This window comes from Streptomyces hokutonensis (assembly GCF_000376565.1).
Taxonomy (GTDB): Bacteria; Actinomycetota; Actinomycetes; order Streptomycetales; family Streptomycetaceae; genus Streptomyces; species Streptomyces hokutonensis.
The window spans coordinates 19,137-37,986 of record NZ_BARG01000065.1 but is presented as its reverse complement, the minus strand read 5'-3'; the positions used below and the strand labels follow the sequence as shown (position 1 = coordinate 37,986).

At 69.4% G+C, this 18,850-nt stretch carries 12 protein-coding genes; 3 read left to right on the top strand and 9 right to left on the bottom strand.

What is annotated here, in order from left to right:
• The first annotated feature begins 73 nt into the window (after positions 1-73).
• Positions 74-607, top strand: coding sequence for a TerD family protein (locus SSP08S_RS38090; protein ID WP_026179189.1), 534 nt, complete (start codon positions 74-76; stop codon positions 605-607).
• 20 nt (positions 608-627) lie between these two features.
• On the opposite strand, the gene SSP08S_RS38085 is transcribed toward SSP08S_RS38090, so the two are convergent.
• The 3 genes from SSP08S_RS38085 to nrdR all read right to left on the bottom strand — a co-directional run bounded on the left by SSP08S_RS38085 (position 628) and on the right by nrdR (position 5,103).
• Positions 628-1,320 carry a DUF6215 domain-containing protein gene (locus SSP08S_RS38085; RefSeq protein WP_019072901.1) on the bottom strand — a complete coding sequence of 231 codons (693 nt, stop codon included), beginning with the start codon at positions 1,318-1,320 and terminating at the stop codon, positions 628-630.
• 171 nt (positions 1,321-1,491) lie between these two features.
• The gene (locus SSP08S_RS38080; protein WP_019072900.1) at positions 1,492-4,386 is read right to left on the bottom strand and encodes a vitamin B12-dependent ribonucleotide reductase; all 2,895 of its coding nucleotides are present in this window, start codon (positions 4,384-4,386) and stop codon (positions 1,492-1,494) included.
• A 165-nt stretch (positions 4,387-4,551) separates the two neighbouring features.
• Entirely contained in the window at positions 4,552-5,103 is a 552-nt protein-coding gene (gene nrdR / locus SSP08S_RS38075) for a transcriptional regulator NrdR (RefSeq protein WP_019072899.1), read from the bottom strand.
• Positions 5,104-5,668: 565 nt separating this feature from the next.
• Between nrdR and lexA the strand changes: the two genes are divergently transcribed.
• Positions 5,669-6,448: a transcriptional repressor LexA gene (gene lexA, locus SSP08S_RS38070; RefSeq protein ID WP_026151025.1), complete on the top strand. Its 780-nt coding sequence runs from the start codon at positions 5,669-5,671 to the stop codon at positions 6,446-6,448.
• 147 nt (positions 6,449-6,595) lie between these two features.
• Here lexA and SSP08S_RS38065 read toward each other — a convergent pair whose 3' ends face one another.
• The 3 genes from SSP08S_RS38065 to SSP08S_RS38055 all read right to left on the bottom strand — a co-directional run bounded on the left by SSP08S_RS38065 (position 6,596) and on the right by SSP08S_RS38055 (position 11,638).
• On the bottom strand, positions 6,596-8,590 hold the full coding sequence (locus tag SSP08S_RS38065; protein ID WP_019072898.1) for an ATP-dependent DNA helicase: 1,995 nt from the start codon (positions 8,588-8,590) through the stop codon (positions 6,596-6,598).
• A 235-nt stretch (positions 8,591-8,825) separates the two neighbouring features.
• Entirely contained in the window at positions 8,826-9,557 is a 732-nt protein-coding gene (locus SSP08S_RS38060) for a GNAT family N-acetyltransferase (RefSeq protein WP_019072897.1), read from the bottom strand.
• 65 nt (positions 9,558-9,622) lie between these two features.
• Positions 9,623-11,638 (bottom strand): IucA/IucC family protein, encoded by a 2,016-nt coding sequence (locus SSP08S_RS38055; RefSeq protein WP_019072896.1) that lies wholly within the window; start codon positions 11,636-11,638, stop codon positions 9,623-9,625.
• 298 nt (positions 11,639-11,936) lie between these two features.
• On the opposite strand from SSP08S_RS38055, the gene SSP08S_RS38050 reads away from it, so the two are divergent.
• Positions 11,937-13,166: a trypsin-like serine peptidase gene (locus SSP08S_RS38050; protein ID WP_019072895.1), complete on the top strand. Its 1,230-nt coding sequence runs from the start codon at positions 11,937-11,939 to the stop codon at positions 13,164-13,166.
• A gap of 63 nt (positions 13,167-13,229) precedes the next feature.
• On the opposite strand, the gene hflX is transcribed toward SSP08S_RS38050, so the two are convergent.
• The 3 genes from hflX to SSP08S_RS38035 form a co-directional block, all read right to left on the bottom strand.
• Positions 13,230-14,723, bottom strand: coding sequence for a GTPase HflX (hflX, locus tag SSP08S_RS38045; RefSeq protein ID WP_019072894.1), 1,494 nt, complete (start codon positions 14,721-14,723; stop codon positions 13,230-13,232).
• A 140-nt stretch (positions 14,724-14,863) separates the two neighbouring features.
• On the bottom strand, positions 14,864-16,351 hold the full coding sequence (locus SSP08S_RS38040; RefSeq protein WP_019072893.1) for a M1 family metallopeptidase: 1,488 nt from the start codon (positions 16,349-16,351) through the stop codon (positions 14,864-14,866).
• Positions 16,352-16,497: 146 nt separating this feature from the next.
• The gene (locus tag SSP08S_RS38035; RefSeq protein WP_026179188.1) at positions 16,498-18,633 is read right to left on the bottom strand and encodes a RelA/SpoT family protein; all 2,136 of its coding nucleotides are present in this window, start codon (positions 18,631-18,633) and stop codon (positions 16,498-16,500) included.
• Positions 18,634-18,850: the final 217 nt, after the last annotated feature.

Sequence of the window (18,850 nt, the reverse complement as noted above, 5' to 3'; positions counted from 1 at the left end):
ACGATGGACAACGAACGCTGATCGCCCGGCAGTTGGGGCGCGCGATCGAGGCGCACGGGGAAGGGGAACTGTGGTGAACGGCCTCAACAAGGGGATCCGCAAGGCGGAAGTCGGGCTCCAGTGGGATCCGAGTCCCACCGGGCAACCGCCTGTCGATCTGGACATCGTTGCCACCACGTATGTGGCGAACGATCTCTACGGCACTCCCGCATACGCGGTGTACTTCGACAGCCGGTCCCCCGACGGCACCATCTATCTCAACCGCGACAGCAAGGACGGCAAGGGCTTCGGCTGGGACGAGGTCATGACGCTGGAACTCGACCGGCTCGCCGACCGGTACGCGCGCGTGGTGGTCGGTGTCGTCATCCAGCAGCGGGTGGCCCACCGCACATTCGTGAACGTCCTCAACCCGAAGCTGCGCATCCGCGAGGGGTACAGCGTCCTCACCGAGGAGGACTTCGGTGACGTCCTCGGTGCGACGGCGGCGACGGTCGGGGAGTTCACCCGGGACGAGTCCGGAAGCTGGGACTTCCATCCCGGCATCCAGGGCTTCGACGACGACCCGGCGACCTTCACCAGGACGATGGGCAGGGCTCGGCAGTCCTGAGCCCCGCCCCGGGCAACGTGTCAGCCGGCGGTCCAGCCCGGGACCGTCGGCAGCACCGCCTCGGCGATACGGAACAGCGCCTCGTCGTCCGGCGGCACGTCGTCCTGGCGCCAGATGGATATCTCGAAGGAGTCGCCGCCGTCCTTGGCGCTCGTGGAGACCAGCAGGCTGCGGGCGATGCCTCCGGGGCCCGTACTGGCCTTGCCGCCGCCGAGGTTGAAGCTGATGGCGACGGTCCGGTCCGAGTAGAGGACGGCCGGGTGCCCCAGGACCTTCTTCACCTGCGAGGTCGAGTCCACGTAGCGGGCCGCCTGGGCGACGGGGATGTCGTCGTAGGACGCCGACAGCCGCACGGAGTACGTCCTCAGGTCCACGTCGGCCTCAGGGCTGGCGATCTTCGTGCCGCCGGCCAGCGTCATCCAGCCCGCGCTGCCCGAGGCGGTCTCCGCGTGTTCGTCCGGAGTCCCCAGGAGCACCGGTAGGTCCGCGCGGTTCAGCGCGGTGCAGAGCGCTGTCGGCGAGACATACTTCGCCGGCAGGGTTTTGTCCGTACTCGCCGAGCAGATCGCCGGCTTGGTGTCCTGCGTCGTCTTCGGCAGGACTCCCCCGAGTCCCCACAGACCACCCACGACACCGCCGACCACCACGATCGCCGCGACTGCCTGGGCCCCCGCCCGCATACCCTTTTCGGGCTCGACGAAATCGTCGGCCATGTCCCCCACCCTCCCCTGTGCGCACGCTATGCGCGCTGAGGGAGATTAACCGCTGATCGTTCTGCTGGGAAACCGGATTCTCCCCGGGGCGGGAAAAGCCGAGGGCGGCGAAGCCGGAACACCGACTCCACCGCCCTGACCAGCTAGTTCACTTCAAGCAGATGCCCTGGCTCAGCTGCATCCGCTGGTGGAGCCGCATCCCTCGCAGATGTAGCAGGAACCGGCCCGCTGCATCTTCGTACCGCAGGAGAAGCAGAGCGGGGCGTCCGCCTGGATGCCCAGCTGCATCTCCACCAGTTCGGCGCTGGTGTGCGCCTGCTGCGGGGCGGGCTTGGCCGCCTCGACGACGGCCTTCGGCGTGGCCACCGCCTTCAACTCCTGGGCACGCGGCGCCGACTGGGCCAGGCCCTCGACGTCGACCTCGTCCTCGGTCGGCTCGTACGAACCGGTCTCCAGGTGACGCTGGCGCTCCTCGGCGGAGTGGATGCCGAGCGCGGAGCGCGTCTCGAAGGGGAGGAAGTCGAGCGCCAGGCGGCGGAAGATGTAGTCGACGATCGACTGCGCCATCCGCACGTCCGGATCGTCCGTCATGCCGGCCGGCTCGAAGCGCATGTTGGTGAACTTCGAGACGTACGTCTCCAGGGGGACGCCGTACTGCAGGCCCACGGAGACGGCGATCGAGAAGGCGTCCATCATGCCCGCGAGGGTGGAGCCCTGCTTGGACATCTTCAGGAAGACCTCGCCGAGACCGTCGTCCGGGTAGGAGTTGGCGGTCATGTAGCCCTCGGCGCCGCCGACCGTGAAGGAGGTCGTGATGCCCGGGCGGCCCTTGGGGAGGCGCTTGCGGACGGGGCGGTACTCGACGACCTTCTCGACCGCGGTCCGGATGGTCTCCTCGGCCTTCGCCGTGACCTCGGCCTTCTCCTTGTCCTTGGTCTTGGCGGAGAGGGGCTGGCCGACCTTGCAGTTGTCGCGGTAGATCGCGAGCGCCTTGACGCCCATCTTCCAGGCCTCGAAGTAGACCTCTTCGACGTCCTCGACGGTCGCCGTCTCCGGCAGGTTGACCGTCTTGGAGAGCGCGCCGGAGATCCAGGGCTGGATGGCGGCCATCATGCGGACGTGGCCCATCGCGGAGATGGAGCGCTCGCCCATGGCGCAGTCGAACACCTCGTAGTGCTCGGTCTTGAGGCCCGGGGCGTCGATCACATTGCCGTTGTCGGCGATGTGGGCGACGATCGCCTCGATCTGCTCCTCCTGGTAGCCCAGGCGGCGCAGGGCCTGCGGGACGGTGCCGTTGACGATCTGCATCGAGCCGCCGCCGACGAGCTTCTTGAACTTGACCAGGGCGAGGTCGGGCTCAAGTCCCGTGGTGTCGCAGGACATCGCGAGACCGATGGTGCCGGTCGGGGCGATGACGGACGCCTGCGAGTTACGGAAACCGTTCTTCTCGCCGAGGCGCAGCGTGTCCTGCCAGGCCTCCGTGGCGGCAGCCCAGATCGGCGTGTCCAGGTCGTCCACGCGCGGGGCCGTGGTGTTGGCGTCGGCGTGCTGCTTCATGACGCGCAGGTGCGGCTGCTCGTTGCGGGCGTAGCCGTCGTACGGGCCGACGACCGCGGCGAGTTCGGCGGAGCGCTTGTACGACGTGCCGGTCATCAGGGAGGTGATGGCACCCGCGAGGGCACGGCCGCCGTCGGAGTCGTACGCGTGGCCGGTCGCCATCAGCAGGGCGCCGAGGTTGGCGTAGCCGATGCCGAGCTGGCGGAACGCGCGCGTGTTCTCGCCGATCTTCTGCGTCGGGAAGTCCGCGAAGCAGATGGAGATGTCCATCGCGGTGATGACGAGCTCGACGACCTTGGCGAAGCGCTCGACCTCGAAGGACTGGTGGCCCTTGCCGTCGTCCTTGAGGAACTTCATCAGGTTCAGCGAGGCGAGGTTGCAGGACGTGTTGTCCAGGTGCATGTACTCGCTGCACGGGTTCGAGCCGTTGATACGGCCGGACTCCGGGCACGTGTGCCACTGGTTGATGGTGTCGTCGTACTGGATGCCCGGGTCGGCGCAGGCCCAGGCGGCCTCGGCCATCTTGCGGAACAGCTCCTTGGCGTCGACCTCCTCGATGACCTCGCCGGTCATACGGGACGTCAGCCCGAACTTGTCGCCGTTCTCGACGGCCTTCATGAACGTGTCGTTCACGCGGACCGAGTTGTTGGCGTTCTGGTACTGCACCGACGTGATGTCGTCGCCGCCCAGGTCCATGTCGAAGCCCGCGTCGCGCAGGGCGCGGATCTTCTCTTCTTCCTTGACCTTGGTCTGGATGAAGTCCTCGATGTCGGGGTGGTCGACGTCCAGGATGACCATCTTGGCCGCGCGGCGGGTGGCGCCACCGGACTTGATGGTGCCCGCGGAGGCGTCGGCACCGCGCATGAAGGAGACCGGTCCCGAGGCGTTGCCACCGGAGGAGAGCAGTTCCTTGGAGGAGCGGATGCGGGACAGGTTCAGGCCCGCGCCGGAACCGCCCTTGAAGATCATGCCCTCTTCCTTGTACCAGTCGAGGATCGACTCCATGGAGTCGTCGACGGCCAGGATGAAGCAGGCCGAGACCTGCTGGGGCTGGGGGGTGCCCACGTTGAACCACACGGGGCTGTTGAAGCTGAAGACCTGGTGCAGGAGGGCGTACGCCAGCTCGTGCTCGAAGATCTCGGCGTCGGCGGGCGAGGCGAAGTACTTGTGGTCCTCGCCGGCCTTCCGATACGTCTTCACGATGCGGTCGATGAGCTGCTTGAGGCTCACCTCGCGCTGCGGGGTGCCCACGGCACCGCGGAAGTACTTGCTGGTGACGATGTTGACCGCGTTCACCGCCCATTCGGCGGGGAACTCGACGCCACGCTGCTCGAAATTGACCGAGCCGTCGCGCCAGTTGGTCATGACGACGTCACGACGCTCCCACTCCACCTCGTCGTACGGATGCACGCCGGGGGTGGTGTGAATACGCTCGATGCGCAGTCCCTTGGTGGTCTTGGTGCCCTTCGTGCGGGAACCTCGTGCCGGACCGCTCGCCGTCTCTGTCATGCCGCCTCCCTGTACAGGCAAAAACGCCCTGAAATGCCACGATGTTCCCGTGGCAGAGTGTTTGTCTGGTGTCACGGCAGCCCACACGCTCATGGCTCCGCGACAAGTCCTGGTCCGCCGCCGTCCGGCCGGATCCGGGGTCTCCGCCCGGTTCCGGCCCGCCGGTCAGTCGGCGGAGTGGGCGGGCACCGGGACCTGAACAGTCCCTCCGGGCCCGCCGTCGTCTTCCTGGCTCCCCGATCCCGCGTCTTCGTCGTCCGCGGCGGGGCCTGGCGTCGCTTCCCTCAGTTCCACGATCGCGGCCTCGAAATCGTCCAACGAGTCGAACGCCCGGTAGACGGAGGCGAATCGCAGATAGGCGACGAGGTCGAGTTCCTGCAACGGGCCGAGTATGGCCAGCCCGACGTCATGGGTGGTCAGTTCGGCACTTCCGGTGGCCCGCACCGCTTCTTCGACCCGCTGGCCGAGCTGGGCGAGTGCGTCCTCGGTGACAGGCCGTCCCTGGCATGCCTTGCGCACACCGTTGATGACCTTGGTACGGCTGAAAGGCTCGGTGACTCCGGACCGCTTGACCACCATGAGCGAGCACGTCTCCACGGTCGTGAAACGACGGGAGCAGTCAGGGCACTGGCGGCGCCGGCGGATCGACGTGCCGTCGTCCGTCGTACGGCTGTCGACGACACGGCTGTCGGGGTGCCTGCAGAAGGGGCAGTGCATGGTCTCCAACCCTCCCTCACAGCAGACTCAATAGCCTCGTAAGACCCCTTGGGCCTCTCGAAGCAGCCCCAAGCATAGGCGATGGCCGAGACGATGGAGACCCGGGGGACCACAACTTCTGGGCTGCTGCCGCAATCCAACCACTAGATGTGGTGATTGGCTTACACAAACACGCCGTACGCGCGTGTCGCACCCGTATTGGCATGTGCCATACGGCCATACCGTCGCCCCGAACACGCGGGCGCACACCCGTACCGCCAGGGCACTTACGGAGATACCGTGAGCGCGGCACGGAGAAGACGTGGGGCTCCCGCACAGACCCGGACCGGCCCCCGGCCGCCGGAACACCGGGTGGCAGACTGGGGCGACAACCCGCAAGGTCACCACCCGCGCGGCGAAGGGCCCGGCAATGGGCCCCTTTGTCCGTCAGGTGACGCGCTGGCCATACACCCAGACACATGATCGCGGCAGGCTATCCGCGTTTTTTCACTCGAACGTGTGTTTGGCGCAACCTTTCGAAAGCAACTACCGTTGTCCAGCAGGGAGAACATCGAGAGGGGCCGACGTGACCACCACCGCAGACAGTGCCACCATCACTGCCCAGGATCGCTCCCAGGGCCGACTCGAGCCGGTGCATGCAATGAACGAAGCCGCGAATCCCGAGGGACACAAGCGCTCGCTGCCGGGCCGACCTCCCGGCATCCGGGCGGACAGCTCGGGGCTCACGGACCGGCAGCGCCGGGTGATCGAGGTCATCAGGGACTCGGTGCAGCGACGGGGCTACCCGCCGTCGATGCGCGAGATCGGACAGGCGGTCGGCCTGTCCAGCACGTCCTCGGTCGCACACCAGCTGATGGCACTGGAGCGCAAGGGCTTCCTGCGCCGCGACCCGCACCGCCCGCGCGCGTACGAGGTCCGCGGCTCCGACCAGTCCTCGTCGGTGCAGCCCACGGACACCGCGGGCAAGCCGGCCGCGTCGTACGTCCCGCTGGTGGGCCGGATCGCCGCCGGTGGCCCGATCCTCGCGGAGGAGTCGGTCGAGGACGTCTTCCCCCTCCCCCGCCAACTGGTCGGTGACGGTGAGCTGTTCGTCCTCAAGGTCGTCGGTGACTCGATGATCGAGGCGGCGATCTGCGACGGTGACTGGGTCACCGTACGCCGCCAGCCGGTCGCGGAGAACGGCGACATCGTGGCCGCCATGCTCGAGGGCGAGGCCACCGTCAAGCGCTTCAAGCGCGAGGACGGCCATGTCTGGCTCCTCCCGCACAACTCCGCGTACGAGCCGATCCCCGGTGACGACGCGACGATCCTCGGCAAGGTGGTGGCGGTGCTGCGGCGCGTGTGACGGCCGCGGCGGGCGGGGCCGTATCGGCCCGGCCCCCTGACCGGACCCCGGGACCCCTGCGCCGGTTCCGGGGTCCTGTGCTGTCCCGGGTCCGGCGGGAGCCGCTGTGGATCGGCGGTTGCCCTGAGACACCAGGGCAACCGTCGTTCACTCCGTCTCCGCTTCCGCCTCCGCCTCCGCCTGCTTCGCCTTAGCGTCGATCGCGGCCAGCGACCTCCGGGCCTGGTTACGGTCCGTGGTGTACCAGAAGTCGGGCAGTGACGCCTTGAGATAGCTGCCGTAGCGGGCGGTCGCCAGCCGCTGATCCAGTACGGCGACCACACCCCGGTCGCCCGATGCCCGGACGAGACGGCCGGCGCCTTGGGCCATGAGCAGCGCGGCGTGCGTCGCGGCCACCGCCATGAAGCCGTTGCCCCCGGCGTCCTCGACGGCCTTCTGGCGGGCGCTCATCAGCGGGTCGTCGGGACGCGGGAACGGGATCTTGTCCATGACGACCAACTGGCAGCTGGGGCCGGGGACATCGACGCCCTGCCAGAGGGACAGCGTGCCGAAGAGACAGGTCTTCGGGTCGGCCGCGAAGTTCTTGATCAGCTCGCCGAGCGTCTCCTCGCCCTGGAGCAGGATCGGGTACTCGGGGATTCGGGAGCGCAGCTCCTCGGCGGCGAGTTGGGCACCCCGCATCGAGGAGAAGAGGCCCAGGGTGCGACCGCCCGCCGCCTGGATCAACTCGGTCAACTCGTCCAGCATGTCGGCGCGATCGCCGTCCCGCGCGGGACGCGACAGGTGCTTGGCGACGTACAGGATGCCCTGCTTCGGGTAGTCGAAGGGCGAGCCCACGTCGACGCCCTTCCACTGCGGGAGCTCGTCGCCCGCTGTGCCCTCGGGGGCGAGGCCCAGGGACGCTCCTACGCCGTTGAAGTCGCCGCCGAGCTTCAGCGTCGCGGAGGTCAGGGTGACCGAGCGATCCGCGAAGAGCTTCTCCCGCAGCAGGCCCGACACGGACATGGGGGCGACGCGCAGGGAGGCACCGAAGCGGTCGTGGCGTTCGTACCAGACGACGTCCCACTCGGAGCCGTTGGTGACGCGCTCCGCCACGTCGTGCACGGCCTCCACGGAGGCCAGCGCCTGCTTGCGGACCGCGTCCTCGTCCTGCACGGACTTGTCGCGGGTGGCGCCGATCCCGGAGATCACCGTACGGCAGGCGTCCCGCAGTGCCATGAGCGCGTAACCGAGGTCCTCCGGGATCTCCTCAAGGCGGCCCGGCAGGGCGAGCTCCATGAGCCGCTCGAAGCCCTCGGCGGCGGTCTGGAGCTGGTCGGCCGCCTTTTCGTTGACCAGCTTCGCGGCGCGGCGCACCGCGCGGTTGACCTGGCCCGGGGTGAGCTCGCCGGTGGCAACTCCGGTGACTCTTGAGACCAGTTCATGGGCCTCGTCGACGATCAGCACCTCGTGCTGCGGGAGGACGGGGGCGCCTTCGATCGCGTCGATCGCGAGCAGCGCGTGGTTCGTGACGACGACGTCGGCGAGCTTGGCGCGCTCGCGGGCCGCCTCGGCGAAACACTCCGCTCCGTAGGCGCATTTCTGGGCGCCCAGGCACTCGCGCGAGGACACCGACACCTGCGCCCAGGCGCGGTCGGAGACGCCGGGCGTGAGGTCGTCGCGGTCGCCGGTCTCGGTCCCGTCCGTCCAGTCGCGCAGCCGCAGCAGGTCCTGGCCCAGCTTGCTGGTGGGGCCCGCAGCCTCGAACTGGTCGAAGAGGCCCTCCTCCTCGTCCTGCGGCACGCCCTCGTGGAGGCGGTGCAGGCACAGGTAGTTCGACCTGCCCTTGAGCATCGCGAACTGGGGGCGGCGGCGCAGCAGGGGATGCAGTGCGTCGACCGTGCGCGGCAGGTCGCGCTCCACCAGCTGGCGCTGGAGCGCGAGGGTGGCGGTCGCCACGACCACACGCTCCCCGTGCGCGAGCGCGGGCACCAGGTAGCCGAGCGACTTTCCGGTACCGGTGCCGGCCTGGATCAGCAGATGGGAGCCGTCGTCGATCGCCTCCGCGACGGCTTCGGCCATGGTCACCTGGCCGGGGCGCTCCGAACCGCCGACGGCAGTGACGGCAGCATGCAGGAGTTCGGGGAGTGAGGGCTTCGTCATAGCGCGACCAACCCTACGGGGCGGGACTGACAACAGTCCGATCAAGGCTGAGAGAGGGGGTGGATCAAGACCGGTGGGCTTTCGGAGGGGGCGGTTTTCGTTCGGGTGGGGATCGGATGGAGATCGGGTCGGATCGAACGGGGATTGGGTGGGATCGAACGGGGATTGGTTTGGGCGAGGTGGAACCGGATCGGGCCGGGCGGTGTACCAAAAGTGATGGCGGCGCCGCATGGCGCTACAGCAGATCGCGCACGGAACGGTCCCGGATCATGAGGGCGGCCCGCTTGGCCGGCAGGTCCACCTCGGCGGAGAACCGGAAACCGGCGCTCAGGAACGCGGCTACGGAGGGGGTGTTGCGAAGGTCCGGTTCGGCGACGACTCGGGCGCAGGCGGGGCGCTTGTCGAGTACGAGGTCGGCTACGGCCCGGAGGAGGGCGCTGCCCACCCCTCGTCCCCTGTCGACGGCGTCAGCGACGAGCAGGTGGATGCCGGTGTCGTGCGGTCGGGCGGGGTAGTGGCGGGCCAGGGGGTCGAGGTCCGCCCGATAGATCTCCCAGTAACTCATCGGGCTGCCGTCCAGCACGCCGAGGCAGGGAACGCTGCGTCCGTCGCCGGCGATTTGGGTACGCAGATGGGCCTCGGTGAGCGTCTGAGGGCCGGCCAGTTCCCAGAACGCCGCGACTGCGGGGTCGTTCATCCAGCGGGTGATCAGCTGCAGGTCGCGTTCGATCCCTACGGGGACGAGCTCGAAGGCTCCCACGGATGTACGGGTCCTCCCCCAGTCTCCGACACGGTCGAGGAGTTCGTCGCGGGTGGCGTCCGCGTCCGCCTTGGCGCAGAGCGCGAGGAACTCCTCGGGCAGGCGGAGGTGGAGGGTGTCCTCGCCGTCCGTGGCCGGGCTCCGACCGGCACTCGCGTCGGAGCCGGGGGCGGTCGCGGTGTCAGCGCTCGCGTCGGTGGGAGGCACGGTCGCGCTCCTCTCAGGAGACGGGGTGGGTCATGTTCCTCAGCGGCAAAGGGAGTTGAGGGTGGTCAGGAATGAAGGGGGTTGGCGATGGTGACGTAGACGGACTGGGTGTCGACCGGGCCGACGAGTTCGTCGAGGCCGTGCAGTCGGGTCAGGAGGTTGGCCTTGCAGCGCAGGACGGGTGAGTCGAGCAGGCGGGCCGGCAGGGAGGTGCGCAGCGGGGTGGGACCGGAGGCCACGTCACGGAGGAAGCGGCGGAAGGCGGAGAGCAACAGCCCTTCGTCGGCGAGACCTTGGGAACCGAACGCTCCGATGAGACCGAGAACGTTGTTGATCGCGAGGTAGTACGCGAAGCGTTCGTCGGTGACCTCGTCGGAGACGAAGGTGTCGCTGCGTTCGCCGATGCCGGGCAGGCGGGCGTCGAGTTCCGCGCGCCGGGACGCCCGGAAGTAGTAGCCCTGGTTGTCGCGGTAGCGGCCCCCTGCGGGCCAGCCCGCACCGTCCAGCAGGAGCAGCGTGTTCTGCTGGTGTGCCTCCAGGGCGATGCCCGCCTCGCCGTCCAGCCACAGCACGGGACGGACGACCTGCTCCAGGTAGCGCAGGAACCACTCGGCGGCGACTGCTTCACGGGGCCGGCCGGTCCGCTCGGCGAGGCCGGTGACGACTTCGGCCAGCCGGGACCGCAGCGGAGGCGCACCGGACGCGGCGTGGCCGGAGTTGCCGGTCCGCGAAGTCGCCTGCGGTCCGCCGACGTTGCCCCTCCGCGCGGTGTACGGCCGGGGCGACACAAGCCCGGCGACACAGGAGACGTCGTCGGACGGGCCGAACGGGTTGTGCCGGATCACCACGTCGATTCCGGGCAGGGGCACACGGGTACCGCCCGCGCTCCCTTGGCCCCGGTCGGCACCGCACCCGTCCGCCGGCGCGTCGACGGCCAGCCAGGCCGGGTCACGGACGATGTCGAAGCCCGGGTGGACGGCCTGCCACTGCTGGGACAGTCCGCTGCGCAGCAGGCGGTGCACTTCTACGCCGCGATGGAGTTCTTTGCGGAGGTTCTCACGACGGGAGTTGGTGATGCGGAGGCCCAAGGACAGCTTGAGCATGGCGGGGGCGCCGGATTGATGGACGGTTCGCACGGAGGACGTGGGGTGCCACGGGGTGCCGTAGGGACCGAGGTCCTGGATGGAACCGGCGTCGAGCAGGGCCGCGATGTCGGCGCGGTGTCGGATCTCGCGCCACTGCCAGGGGTGCAGGGGCAGTGCCGCGTGTCCGTCCGGCAACGGCAGTCCGGTTCCGGCGAGTCGGGCCGTGAGCCGGGCGGCGGAGACAGGTCGGCCGCGTTCCGTCCAGGCCGAGTCGGTGGCGAGTACGGAGGGGGCGACGGCCAGCCAGTGCAGTGCGAAGGAGCCGCGCAACTCCGGTGAGTACAGCCGGACTTCGGCCTCGGAGAGACCCTCTCGACTCTTCGGGGTCGGGTGGAGCGGGTGCCCGAGGAGCAGTGCCTGTTCGGCGGAGAGGAAGAGGTCTGGGCCGTCGGACGGGTGTGCGCGGCGGTCGGTGATGAAAGTGACGGTACGTCGGAGGGAGTCGGCGACCCGGGCCACCAGATCGGTGCCGGTGTCGGGTGTCGTCGCAACTGCCACCGCCGATTCCCGTGCGGCGTCGCCGTCGCGCGCGGCCGTCTCCCTGGCGAGCAGCGCCGCGATCGTCAGCGCGTCGGCCGGTGGCGCGCTGTGGGGAGCATTGGACAGGTACGGAGGGCCGAAGCGGTGCCAGCCCGTCGGGGACCAGTAGTGGACCTGGGCGTGGAGGGCCGTGCCGCTGGCGGGGAGGGGGATGCGGAGGGTGCCGTCGCATGGGGCGGGGAGGTTCGTTTCGCGCACCCAGCAGCGCAGCAGGTTCTCGACGGCCGCTGCCTGGGCGGCAGTTCCGGGGTCCGGATGTTCCAGGAGGTCGGCGTCCGTGCCTCGGGGCCTGCCCGCTTCCGGGCTGCGCGGCTGCTGCCGGGGGACGGACTCGGTCGACGCCACCGCCAGGGTGTGCGGGTGGGAGTGGCTGTCAGAGGTGGATGTGGGGTTCAAGACTGTTCCTCGGGATGTGAGATCTCGCGTCGCCCCGGGCACAGCGGACCACCCACCGAACAGCAGCCCCCTCCGCCCCTGTCGAAGCCAACTCCCGTACCGCCCAACGGGTTACGGGTTGCTTCAAGATCCTTGCCGTAGCGAAACCGTTGCCGTTCCGTCGGAAGTCCCCCACAGCGAGCGCATAGTGTGTGATGCCGTTCCCGAAGGTCGTGAGTTCGGCGTGAACTCACCATGAGTTCCGGCTGAGATCACAGCCGTGGCGCACCATCCGTTCACTCCAGGGGGAGTCAAGACCATGCGATCGATACGGCCGTCCTTCACCGCCCGGCGTGGGAGGGGTGCGCGTCGCGGAACCACCCCCGTACTGACCGCCGTTGCTCTCGCCTCGGCGCTCGCGCTCACCGCGACGGCCTGCGGCTCCGGTGACACCAAGGCGGACGGCCAGGCCACCGCGTCGGCGACCAGCGGTGACACCGGTGACGGCAAGATCAAGATCCCGGACGACATCAAGAACAAGCTCAAAGAGCACGGGATCGACATCGACAAGTGGAAGCACGGCGCCTGGAAGAACTGGGACAAGGACGACTGGCTGCGCGAGGCCAACGACTACATCAACCCGATCATCGACGGGCTGTGGAGTTCCGGCCGGATGCGGGACGCAAACGACCCGGACAAGGGTGTCGACACCAACGACATCTCCGGTGACCAGGGCGTGACCGACCCGACGCCCGCGGTGGTGGACGCGAAGGCCGTGTCGCCTACGTACCACGCCAACGCGGCGACGGCGGGCAAGGTGTTCTTCGATGCCCCCGAGGGCACGATGGTCTGCTCGGCGACGGTCGTGGAGGACCCGGCGCACCCGGGCAAGTCCAACCTGGTGTGGACGGCGGGCCATTGCGTGCACGCCGGCAAGAAGGGCGGCTGGTACCGCAACCTCGCGTTCGTGCCGTCGTACAACAACTCGGGTATGTCGACAGCCCAGTTGGAGACGGCCACCCGGGCCCAGGTCGCTCCGTACGGCGTCTGGTGGGCCGACTGGGCGCAGACCTCGCAGCAGTGGATCGACCAGGGCGGCGAGACGGGTGGGCAGGGCTCGTCGTACGACTACGCCGTGATCCATGTGACGCCCGAGAAGGGCAGCGGGGGCAAGTCCCTTGAGGAGACGGTCGGTTCGGCGCTGCCGGTGAACTTCGACGCGCCCGCTGTGCCGAAGGTGTCGAGCATCACGGCGACCGGCTATCCCGCGGCGAAGCCGTACGACGGTTCGACGCTGTACCAGTGCGCGGACAAGCCCGGGCGGCTGTCGATCAACGCCTCGGACCCGACGATGTACCGCATCGGCTGCAGCATGACCGGTGGTTCCTCCGGCGGCGGCTGGGTGGAGACGGGCACGGACGGCAAGCCGGCGCTGGTGTCCAACACCTCGATCGGCCCGGTGACTTCGGGCTGGCTGGCGGGTCCGCGGCTGGGCGATGTGGCCAAGGGTGTGTACGACTCGGTCAGCAAGAAGTTCGCAGGGCAGTAGACGCGACTGAGGCTCGCCCCGGGTGATCCGGGGCGAGCCTCAGGACGTGCTGCGCTACGACCGTCAGGCCAGCGGTGCCGGGACGTACGGCGCGAGTTCCGCCGCCAGTTCCTCGTGCACCCGCACCTTGAGCTGGGTGCCCTCCGGGGTGTGCTCCTCGGAGATCACCTCGCCCTCGGAGTGGGCGCGGGCGACCAGCTTGCCGTGGGTGTACGGCACGAGCGCCTCGATCTCGACCGAGGGGCGCGGCAGTTCGGCGTCGATGAGCGCGAGCAGTTCGTCGATGCCCTGGCCGGTGCGGGCCGAGACGGCGATGGACCGCTTCTCGTTCCGCATCAGCCGCTGGAGCGTCAACGGGTCTGCCGCGTCCGCCTTGTTGATGATCACGATCTCGGGCACCTTGGTGGCGCCGACATCCCGGATCACTTCGCGTACGGCGGCCAGCTGCTCCTCCGGGACCGGGTGCGAACCGTCCACCACGTGCAGGATCAGGTCGGCGTCGCCGACCTCCTCCATCGTGGAACGGAAGGCCTCGACCAGGTGGTGCGGCAGGTGCCGGACGAATCCGACCGTGTCGACCAGCGTGTACAGCCGCCCGCCCGGCGTCTCGGCCCGGCGCACGGTCGGATCGAGGGTCGCGAACAGCGCGTTCTCGACCAGAACGCCCGCGCCGGTCAGCCGGTTCAGCAGCGACGACTTGCCGGCGTTGGTGTAACCGGCGATCGCGACCGAGGGCACCTTGTGGCGACGGCGCTCCTGGCGCTTGATGTCGCGGCCGGTCTTCATGTCCGCGATCTCCCGGCGCATCTTCGCCATCTTCTCGCGGATACGGCGCCGGTCCGTCTCGATCTTGGTCTCACCGGGACCACGGGTGGCGAGGCCGCCGCCCGAGCCGCCGCCCATCTGACGGGACAGCGACTGACCCCAGCCGCGGAGCCTCGGCAGCATGTACTGCATCTGCGCGAGCGCGACCTGCGCCTTGCCCTCCCGGGACTTGGCGTGCTGGGCGAAGATGTCGAGGATCAGGGCCGTACGGTCGATGACCTTGACCTTGACGACGTCTTCGAGGTGGATCAGCTGGCCCGGGCTCAGCTCACCGTCGCAGATGACGGTGTCGGCGCCGGTCTCCAGGACGATGTCCCGCAGTTCGTTGGCCTTGCCGGAGCCGATGTAGGTGGCCGCGTCGGGCTTGTCGCGGCGCTGGACGACACCGTCGAGCACGAGCGCGCCCGCGGTCTCCGCGAGAGCGGCCAGCTCGGCCAGGGAGTTGTCCGCGTCCTGTGCCGTACCCGTGGTCCAGACGCCGACGAGTACGACGCGCTCCAGGCGGAGCTGTCGGTACTCGACCTCGGTGACGTCCTCGAGCTCGGTGGAGAGGCCCGCGACGCGGCGCAGGGCCGCGCGCTCGGAGCGGTCGAACTGGTCGCCGTCCCGGTCTCCGTCGATCTCGTGGCTCCAGGCGACGTCCTCTTCCATCAGGGCATCGGCCCGAAGACCTTCGGGGTAGGTGTGCGCGAAGCGCTCAGTGTCCTGGGAAGGGGAAGAAGAGGAGGTCATTGGGTCCTTACGTCGATGGGAGTCCTGCAAAGGTGACAACGTGCGAGGGCCTCCGGAGATTCCCGATGACCGGAGATTCCGGGCGATCCGCGCCGCCGACCCGACGATGGTCGCACGGTACGGATCGCCTCGTCACGGCCTTATTTCACAGGTGCCTGCGACACCCAGTCCGGGTGACCCGGCATCGGCGGGGTCTTCGCGCCGTAGAGCCAGGCCTGGAAGAAGTCGCTCAGGTCACGGCCGGAGATCGCGGAGGCGAGGTCCTCGAAGTCGGCGGTGGTGGCCGCGCCGTCCCGGTGGACGCTCACCCAGGTGCGCTCCAGGCGCTCGAAGGCGGGGCGGCCGATCTCCTGGCGCAGGGCGTAGAGGACGAGGGCGGCGCCGTCGTAGACGTTGGGGCGGAAGATGCTGATCTTCTGGCCGGGCGCGGGCGCCTTGGGAAGCGCGGGCGGTCCGCCGGCGGCGCGCCAGCCGTCGGAGGCGCCGTAGGCGGCCTTCATCCGCGTCTCCATGGGCCTGTTCGCCTTCTCCTCCGCGTACAGCTCCTCGTACCAGGTGGCGTGTCCCTCGTTGAGCCACAGGTCGGACCAGGTGCGGGGGCTGACGCTGTCGCCGAACCACTGGTGCGACAGCTCGTGCACCATGATCGACTCGACGTACCACTTGGGGTAGGCGGGCTCTGTGAAGAGATCTCTCTCGAAGAGAGAGATCGTCTGGGTCTCGAGTTCGAAGCCGGTGGACGCGTCGGCCATGAGCAGGCCGTACGTCTCGAAGGGGTAGCGGCCGACCTTGCTCTCCATCCAGGCGATCTGGCCGGGGGTCTTCTTGAGCCACGGTTCGAGCTGCTTGGCGTCCGCGGCGGGCACGACGTCGCGCATCGGCAGGTCGTGCGGTCCGGTGCGGTGCAGTACGGCTGAGCGGCCGATGGACACCTGGGCCAGTTCGGTGGCCATGGGGTGCTGGGTGCGGTACGTCCAGGTGGTGTTCGCGCCGACCTTGTCGACGCCGGCCGGCAGTCCGTTGGCGACGGCCGTGTAGGCGTTGGGCGCGGTGACCCTGATGGTGAACATCGCCTTGTCGGAGGGATGGTCGTTGCACGGGAACACCAGGTGCGCGGCATCGGCCTGGTTGGCCATCGCGAGCCCGTCCTTGGTGCGCACCCAGCCGCCGTCCTGGCCCTTGGCGGAGACGGGGTCACTGGTGTGCCGCACGGTGATCCGCGTCCAACTGCCTTCGGAAAGCGGCTCCTTCGGGGTGACGACCAGGTCCTCGCCGACGCTCTCGAAGGCGGCCGGCCGCCCGTCGACCTCGACCGAGTCCACGGTGCCGTGCGCGAAGTCGAGGTTGATGCGGTCCAGGGACTCCGTGGTCCACGCGTCGATGGTGGTGACGGCCTGGAGGGGCTTGCTGTTGGTGCCGGGATAGGCGAAGGAGAGGTCGTACGACGCCACGTCGTAGCCCGGGTTGCCCAGGTCCGGGAAGAGGCGGTCCCCGACGCCCAGGGGCGTGGGCGGCGCGCCCGCGGCGACGAGGCAGACGGACACGGCGGAGGCGAGCAGGGCCGCCTTCAGCCGTCGGGGAGCCCTGGTACCGGCCCCAGGGGTGGCGGTGCGGGGGGTGAGCAGCATGGACCACCGCTACCAGCGCGCGCGTACCGCACGCCGACGACTCGCGCCCGGCCCACTCGAACGAGGTCTTCCGGGGGCCTACGGAGCGTCGGGCACGCCGGAGGCGCGCGCCCCGAGGAGACGGGGGGTGCGGACCTGAGCCGGGCTCAGAAGGCCGTGGTGTGGTGCTGTGCCCGGCTCACGTCGTAGACGCCCGGCACATTGCGCATCGCCCGCATGAGGGCCGGGAGGTGCGCAGCATCCGGGAGTTGGAGGGTGTAGGTGTGGCGGACGCGCTGCTGGCTCGGGGGTTCGACCGTCGCTGAGACGATCTCGGCGCCCTCCAGGGCCATGGCCTCGGTGAGGTCGGCCAGCAGATGGGGGCGGCCGAACGATTCGGCTACCAGCGTGACCCGGCACTCGGTGGTGTCGCCCCAGCGCACACCGACCTCCGCGCGCCCCACGCTCTTCATGTGCGCCACCGCGCTGCACTCGACGCGGTGGACGGTCACGACCCCGCCGCGCACCGAGAATCCGGTGACCTCGTCGGGCGGGACGGGCGTGCAGCAGCCGGCGAGCCGTACGGTCGCGCCGGGCTGGTCGACGAGAGGGGTGGCGGGGTTGCTGGTGGGGGCGCCTTCGGCCGCAGGGGGCGCCGATCGGACGCTCTGCGCTCCCTCGTCCGCGTCGGCGTCCGCCTCGTCGCCGCGCCCCGGGTGCGCCGCGAGCCATCGCTGGATGGCGATCCGGGCGGCGGGGGTGTGCGCGTGCTCCAGCCACTCCCTGGAGGGCTCGGAGGCCGGGTCCTGGCCCATGAGGGGCTGGACGGTGTCGCCGTCCCGCAGAACCGTGCTGAGGGTCGCCAGACGGCCGTTGACGCGGGCGCCGATGCAGGCGTGGGCGTCCTCGCCGTACTGCGCGTACGCGGCGTCCACACAGGTCGCGCCGTCGGGCAGGCCCAGCGTGCCGCCGTCGGGCCGGAACACGGTGATCTCGCGGTCCTGGGCGAGGTCCTCGCGGAGCGTCGACCAGAAGGTGTCGGGGTCGGGCGCGCCCTCCTGCCAGTCGAGGAGGCGGGAGAGCCACCCGGGCCGGGTGGGGTCGGCGCGCTCACCGTCGCTCGTGGCCTGCTGCTCCTCCGAAGGAGGAGCGTAGGGATTGCCGAGCGCGATGACACCGGCCTCGGCGACCTTGTGCATCTGGTGGGTGCGGATGAGGACTTCGACGACCTGGCCGTCCGTGTGGGCGACGGCGGTGTGCAGCGACTGGTAGAGGTTGAACTTCGGTACGGCGATGAAGTCCTTGAACTCCGAGACCACGGGCTTCAGGCAGGTGTGCAGTTCGCCGAGGACGCCGTAACAGTCCGCGTCCTCGTTGACGAGCACCAGGAGGCGGCCGAAGTCGGCGCCGCGCAGCCTGCCGCGCTTGCGGGCGACGCGGTGCACGGAGACGAAGTGCCGTGGCCTGATGAGGACTTCGGCCTGGATGTCGGCGTCGCGCAGGACGGTGCGCACCTCGTCGGTGACCTCGGCGAGCGGGTCGTCCGCGCGGGAGGCGTTGTCGACGATCAACTCGCGTGTGTGGTCGTACTCCTCGGGGTGGAGGATCGCGAAGACCAGGTCTTCCAGTTCGGTCTTGAGTGCCTGGACGCCGAGCCGTTCGGCGAGCGGGATGAGGACGTCACGGGTGACCTTGGCGATACGGGCCTGCTTCTCGGGGCGCATCACACCCAGGGTGCGCATGTTGTGCAGCCGGTCGGCGAGTTTGATCGACATCACGCGGACGTCGCTGCCGGTGGCGACGAGCATCTTGCGGAAGGTCTCGGGCTCGGCCGCGGCGCCGTAGTCGACCTTCTCCAACTTCGTGACGCCGTCGACGAGATAGCGCACCTCGGCGCCGAACTCCTCGCCGACCTGATCGAGCGTCACCTCCGTGTCCTCGACGGTGTCGTGGAGCAGAGAGGCCGTCAACGTCGTGGTCTCGGCGCCGAGTTCGGCGAGGATCAGGGTCACGGCAAGGGGGTGCGTGATGTACGGCTCGCCGCTCTTGCGCATCTGGCCGCGGTGCGAGGACTCGGCCAGCACCCAGGCGCGGCGCAGCGGTTCGAGGTCGGCGTCGGGGTGGTGGGCGCGATGCGCCTCGGCGACATGGCCGATGGCGTCGGGCAGCCGGTCGCGGGCGGTGGGACCGAGCAGGGCCGCCCGGCCGAGCCGGCGCAGGTCGATCCGGGGGCGGGCCTTCCTGCGGGGCGCTGTGTTGGTCACAGGGCCTGGGCTCGCAGGGTTCGTGGCCTCCGCACTCATGGGCACCTCCGGCTGCTTGACCGGCGGACGGGTGCCCCATGGCGTACTCGGCTCAGGGGATCTTCGATCCCCCGTCCGGGCCGGTGCTTGATGCTACCGAGCCCACCACGTGCGACTGACCGCCTCTCGCCGAGCGTGAAACGGATCACCCATTCGAGCGAAGGTCGGGAGGTTTACGGTTTTGCGCCACACCCTCCGGGGTCGACCGTGCTTTCCG

Coding starts and splice junctions, on each gene's coding strand:
- SSP08S_RS38085 (WP_019072901.1), bottom strand. CDS start 1,320: ATGGCCGACGATTTCGTCGAGCCCGAAAAGGGTATGCGGGCGGGGGCC.
- SSP08S_RS38080 (WP_019072900.1), bottom strand. CDS start 4,386: ATGACAGAGACGGCGAGCGGTCCGGCACGAGGTTCCCGCACGAAGGGC.
- nrdR (WP_019072899.1), bottom strand. CDS start 5,103: ATGCACTGCCCCTTCTGCAGGCACCCCGACAGCCGTGTCGTCGACAGC.
- SSP08S_RS38065 (WP_019072898.1), bottom strand. CDS start 8,590: ATGACGAAGCCCTCACTCCCCGAACTCCTGCATGCTGCCGTCACTGCC.
- SSP08S_RS38050 (WP_019072895.1), top strand. CDS start 11,937: ATGCGATCGATACGGCCGTCCTTCACCGCCCGGCGTGGGAGGGGTGCG.
- hflX (WP_019072894.1), bottom strand. CDS start 14,723: ATGACCTCCTCTTCTTCCCCTTCCCAGGACACTGAGCGCTTCGCGCAC.
- SSP08S_RS38040 (WP_019072893.1), bottom strand. CDS start 16,351: ATGCTGCTCACCCCCCGCACCGCCACCCCTGGGGCCGGTACCAGGGCT.
- SSP08S_RS38035 (WP_026179188.1), bottom strand. CDS start 18,633: ATGAGTGCGGAGGCCACGAACCCTGCGAGCCCAGGCCCTGTGACCAAC.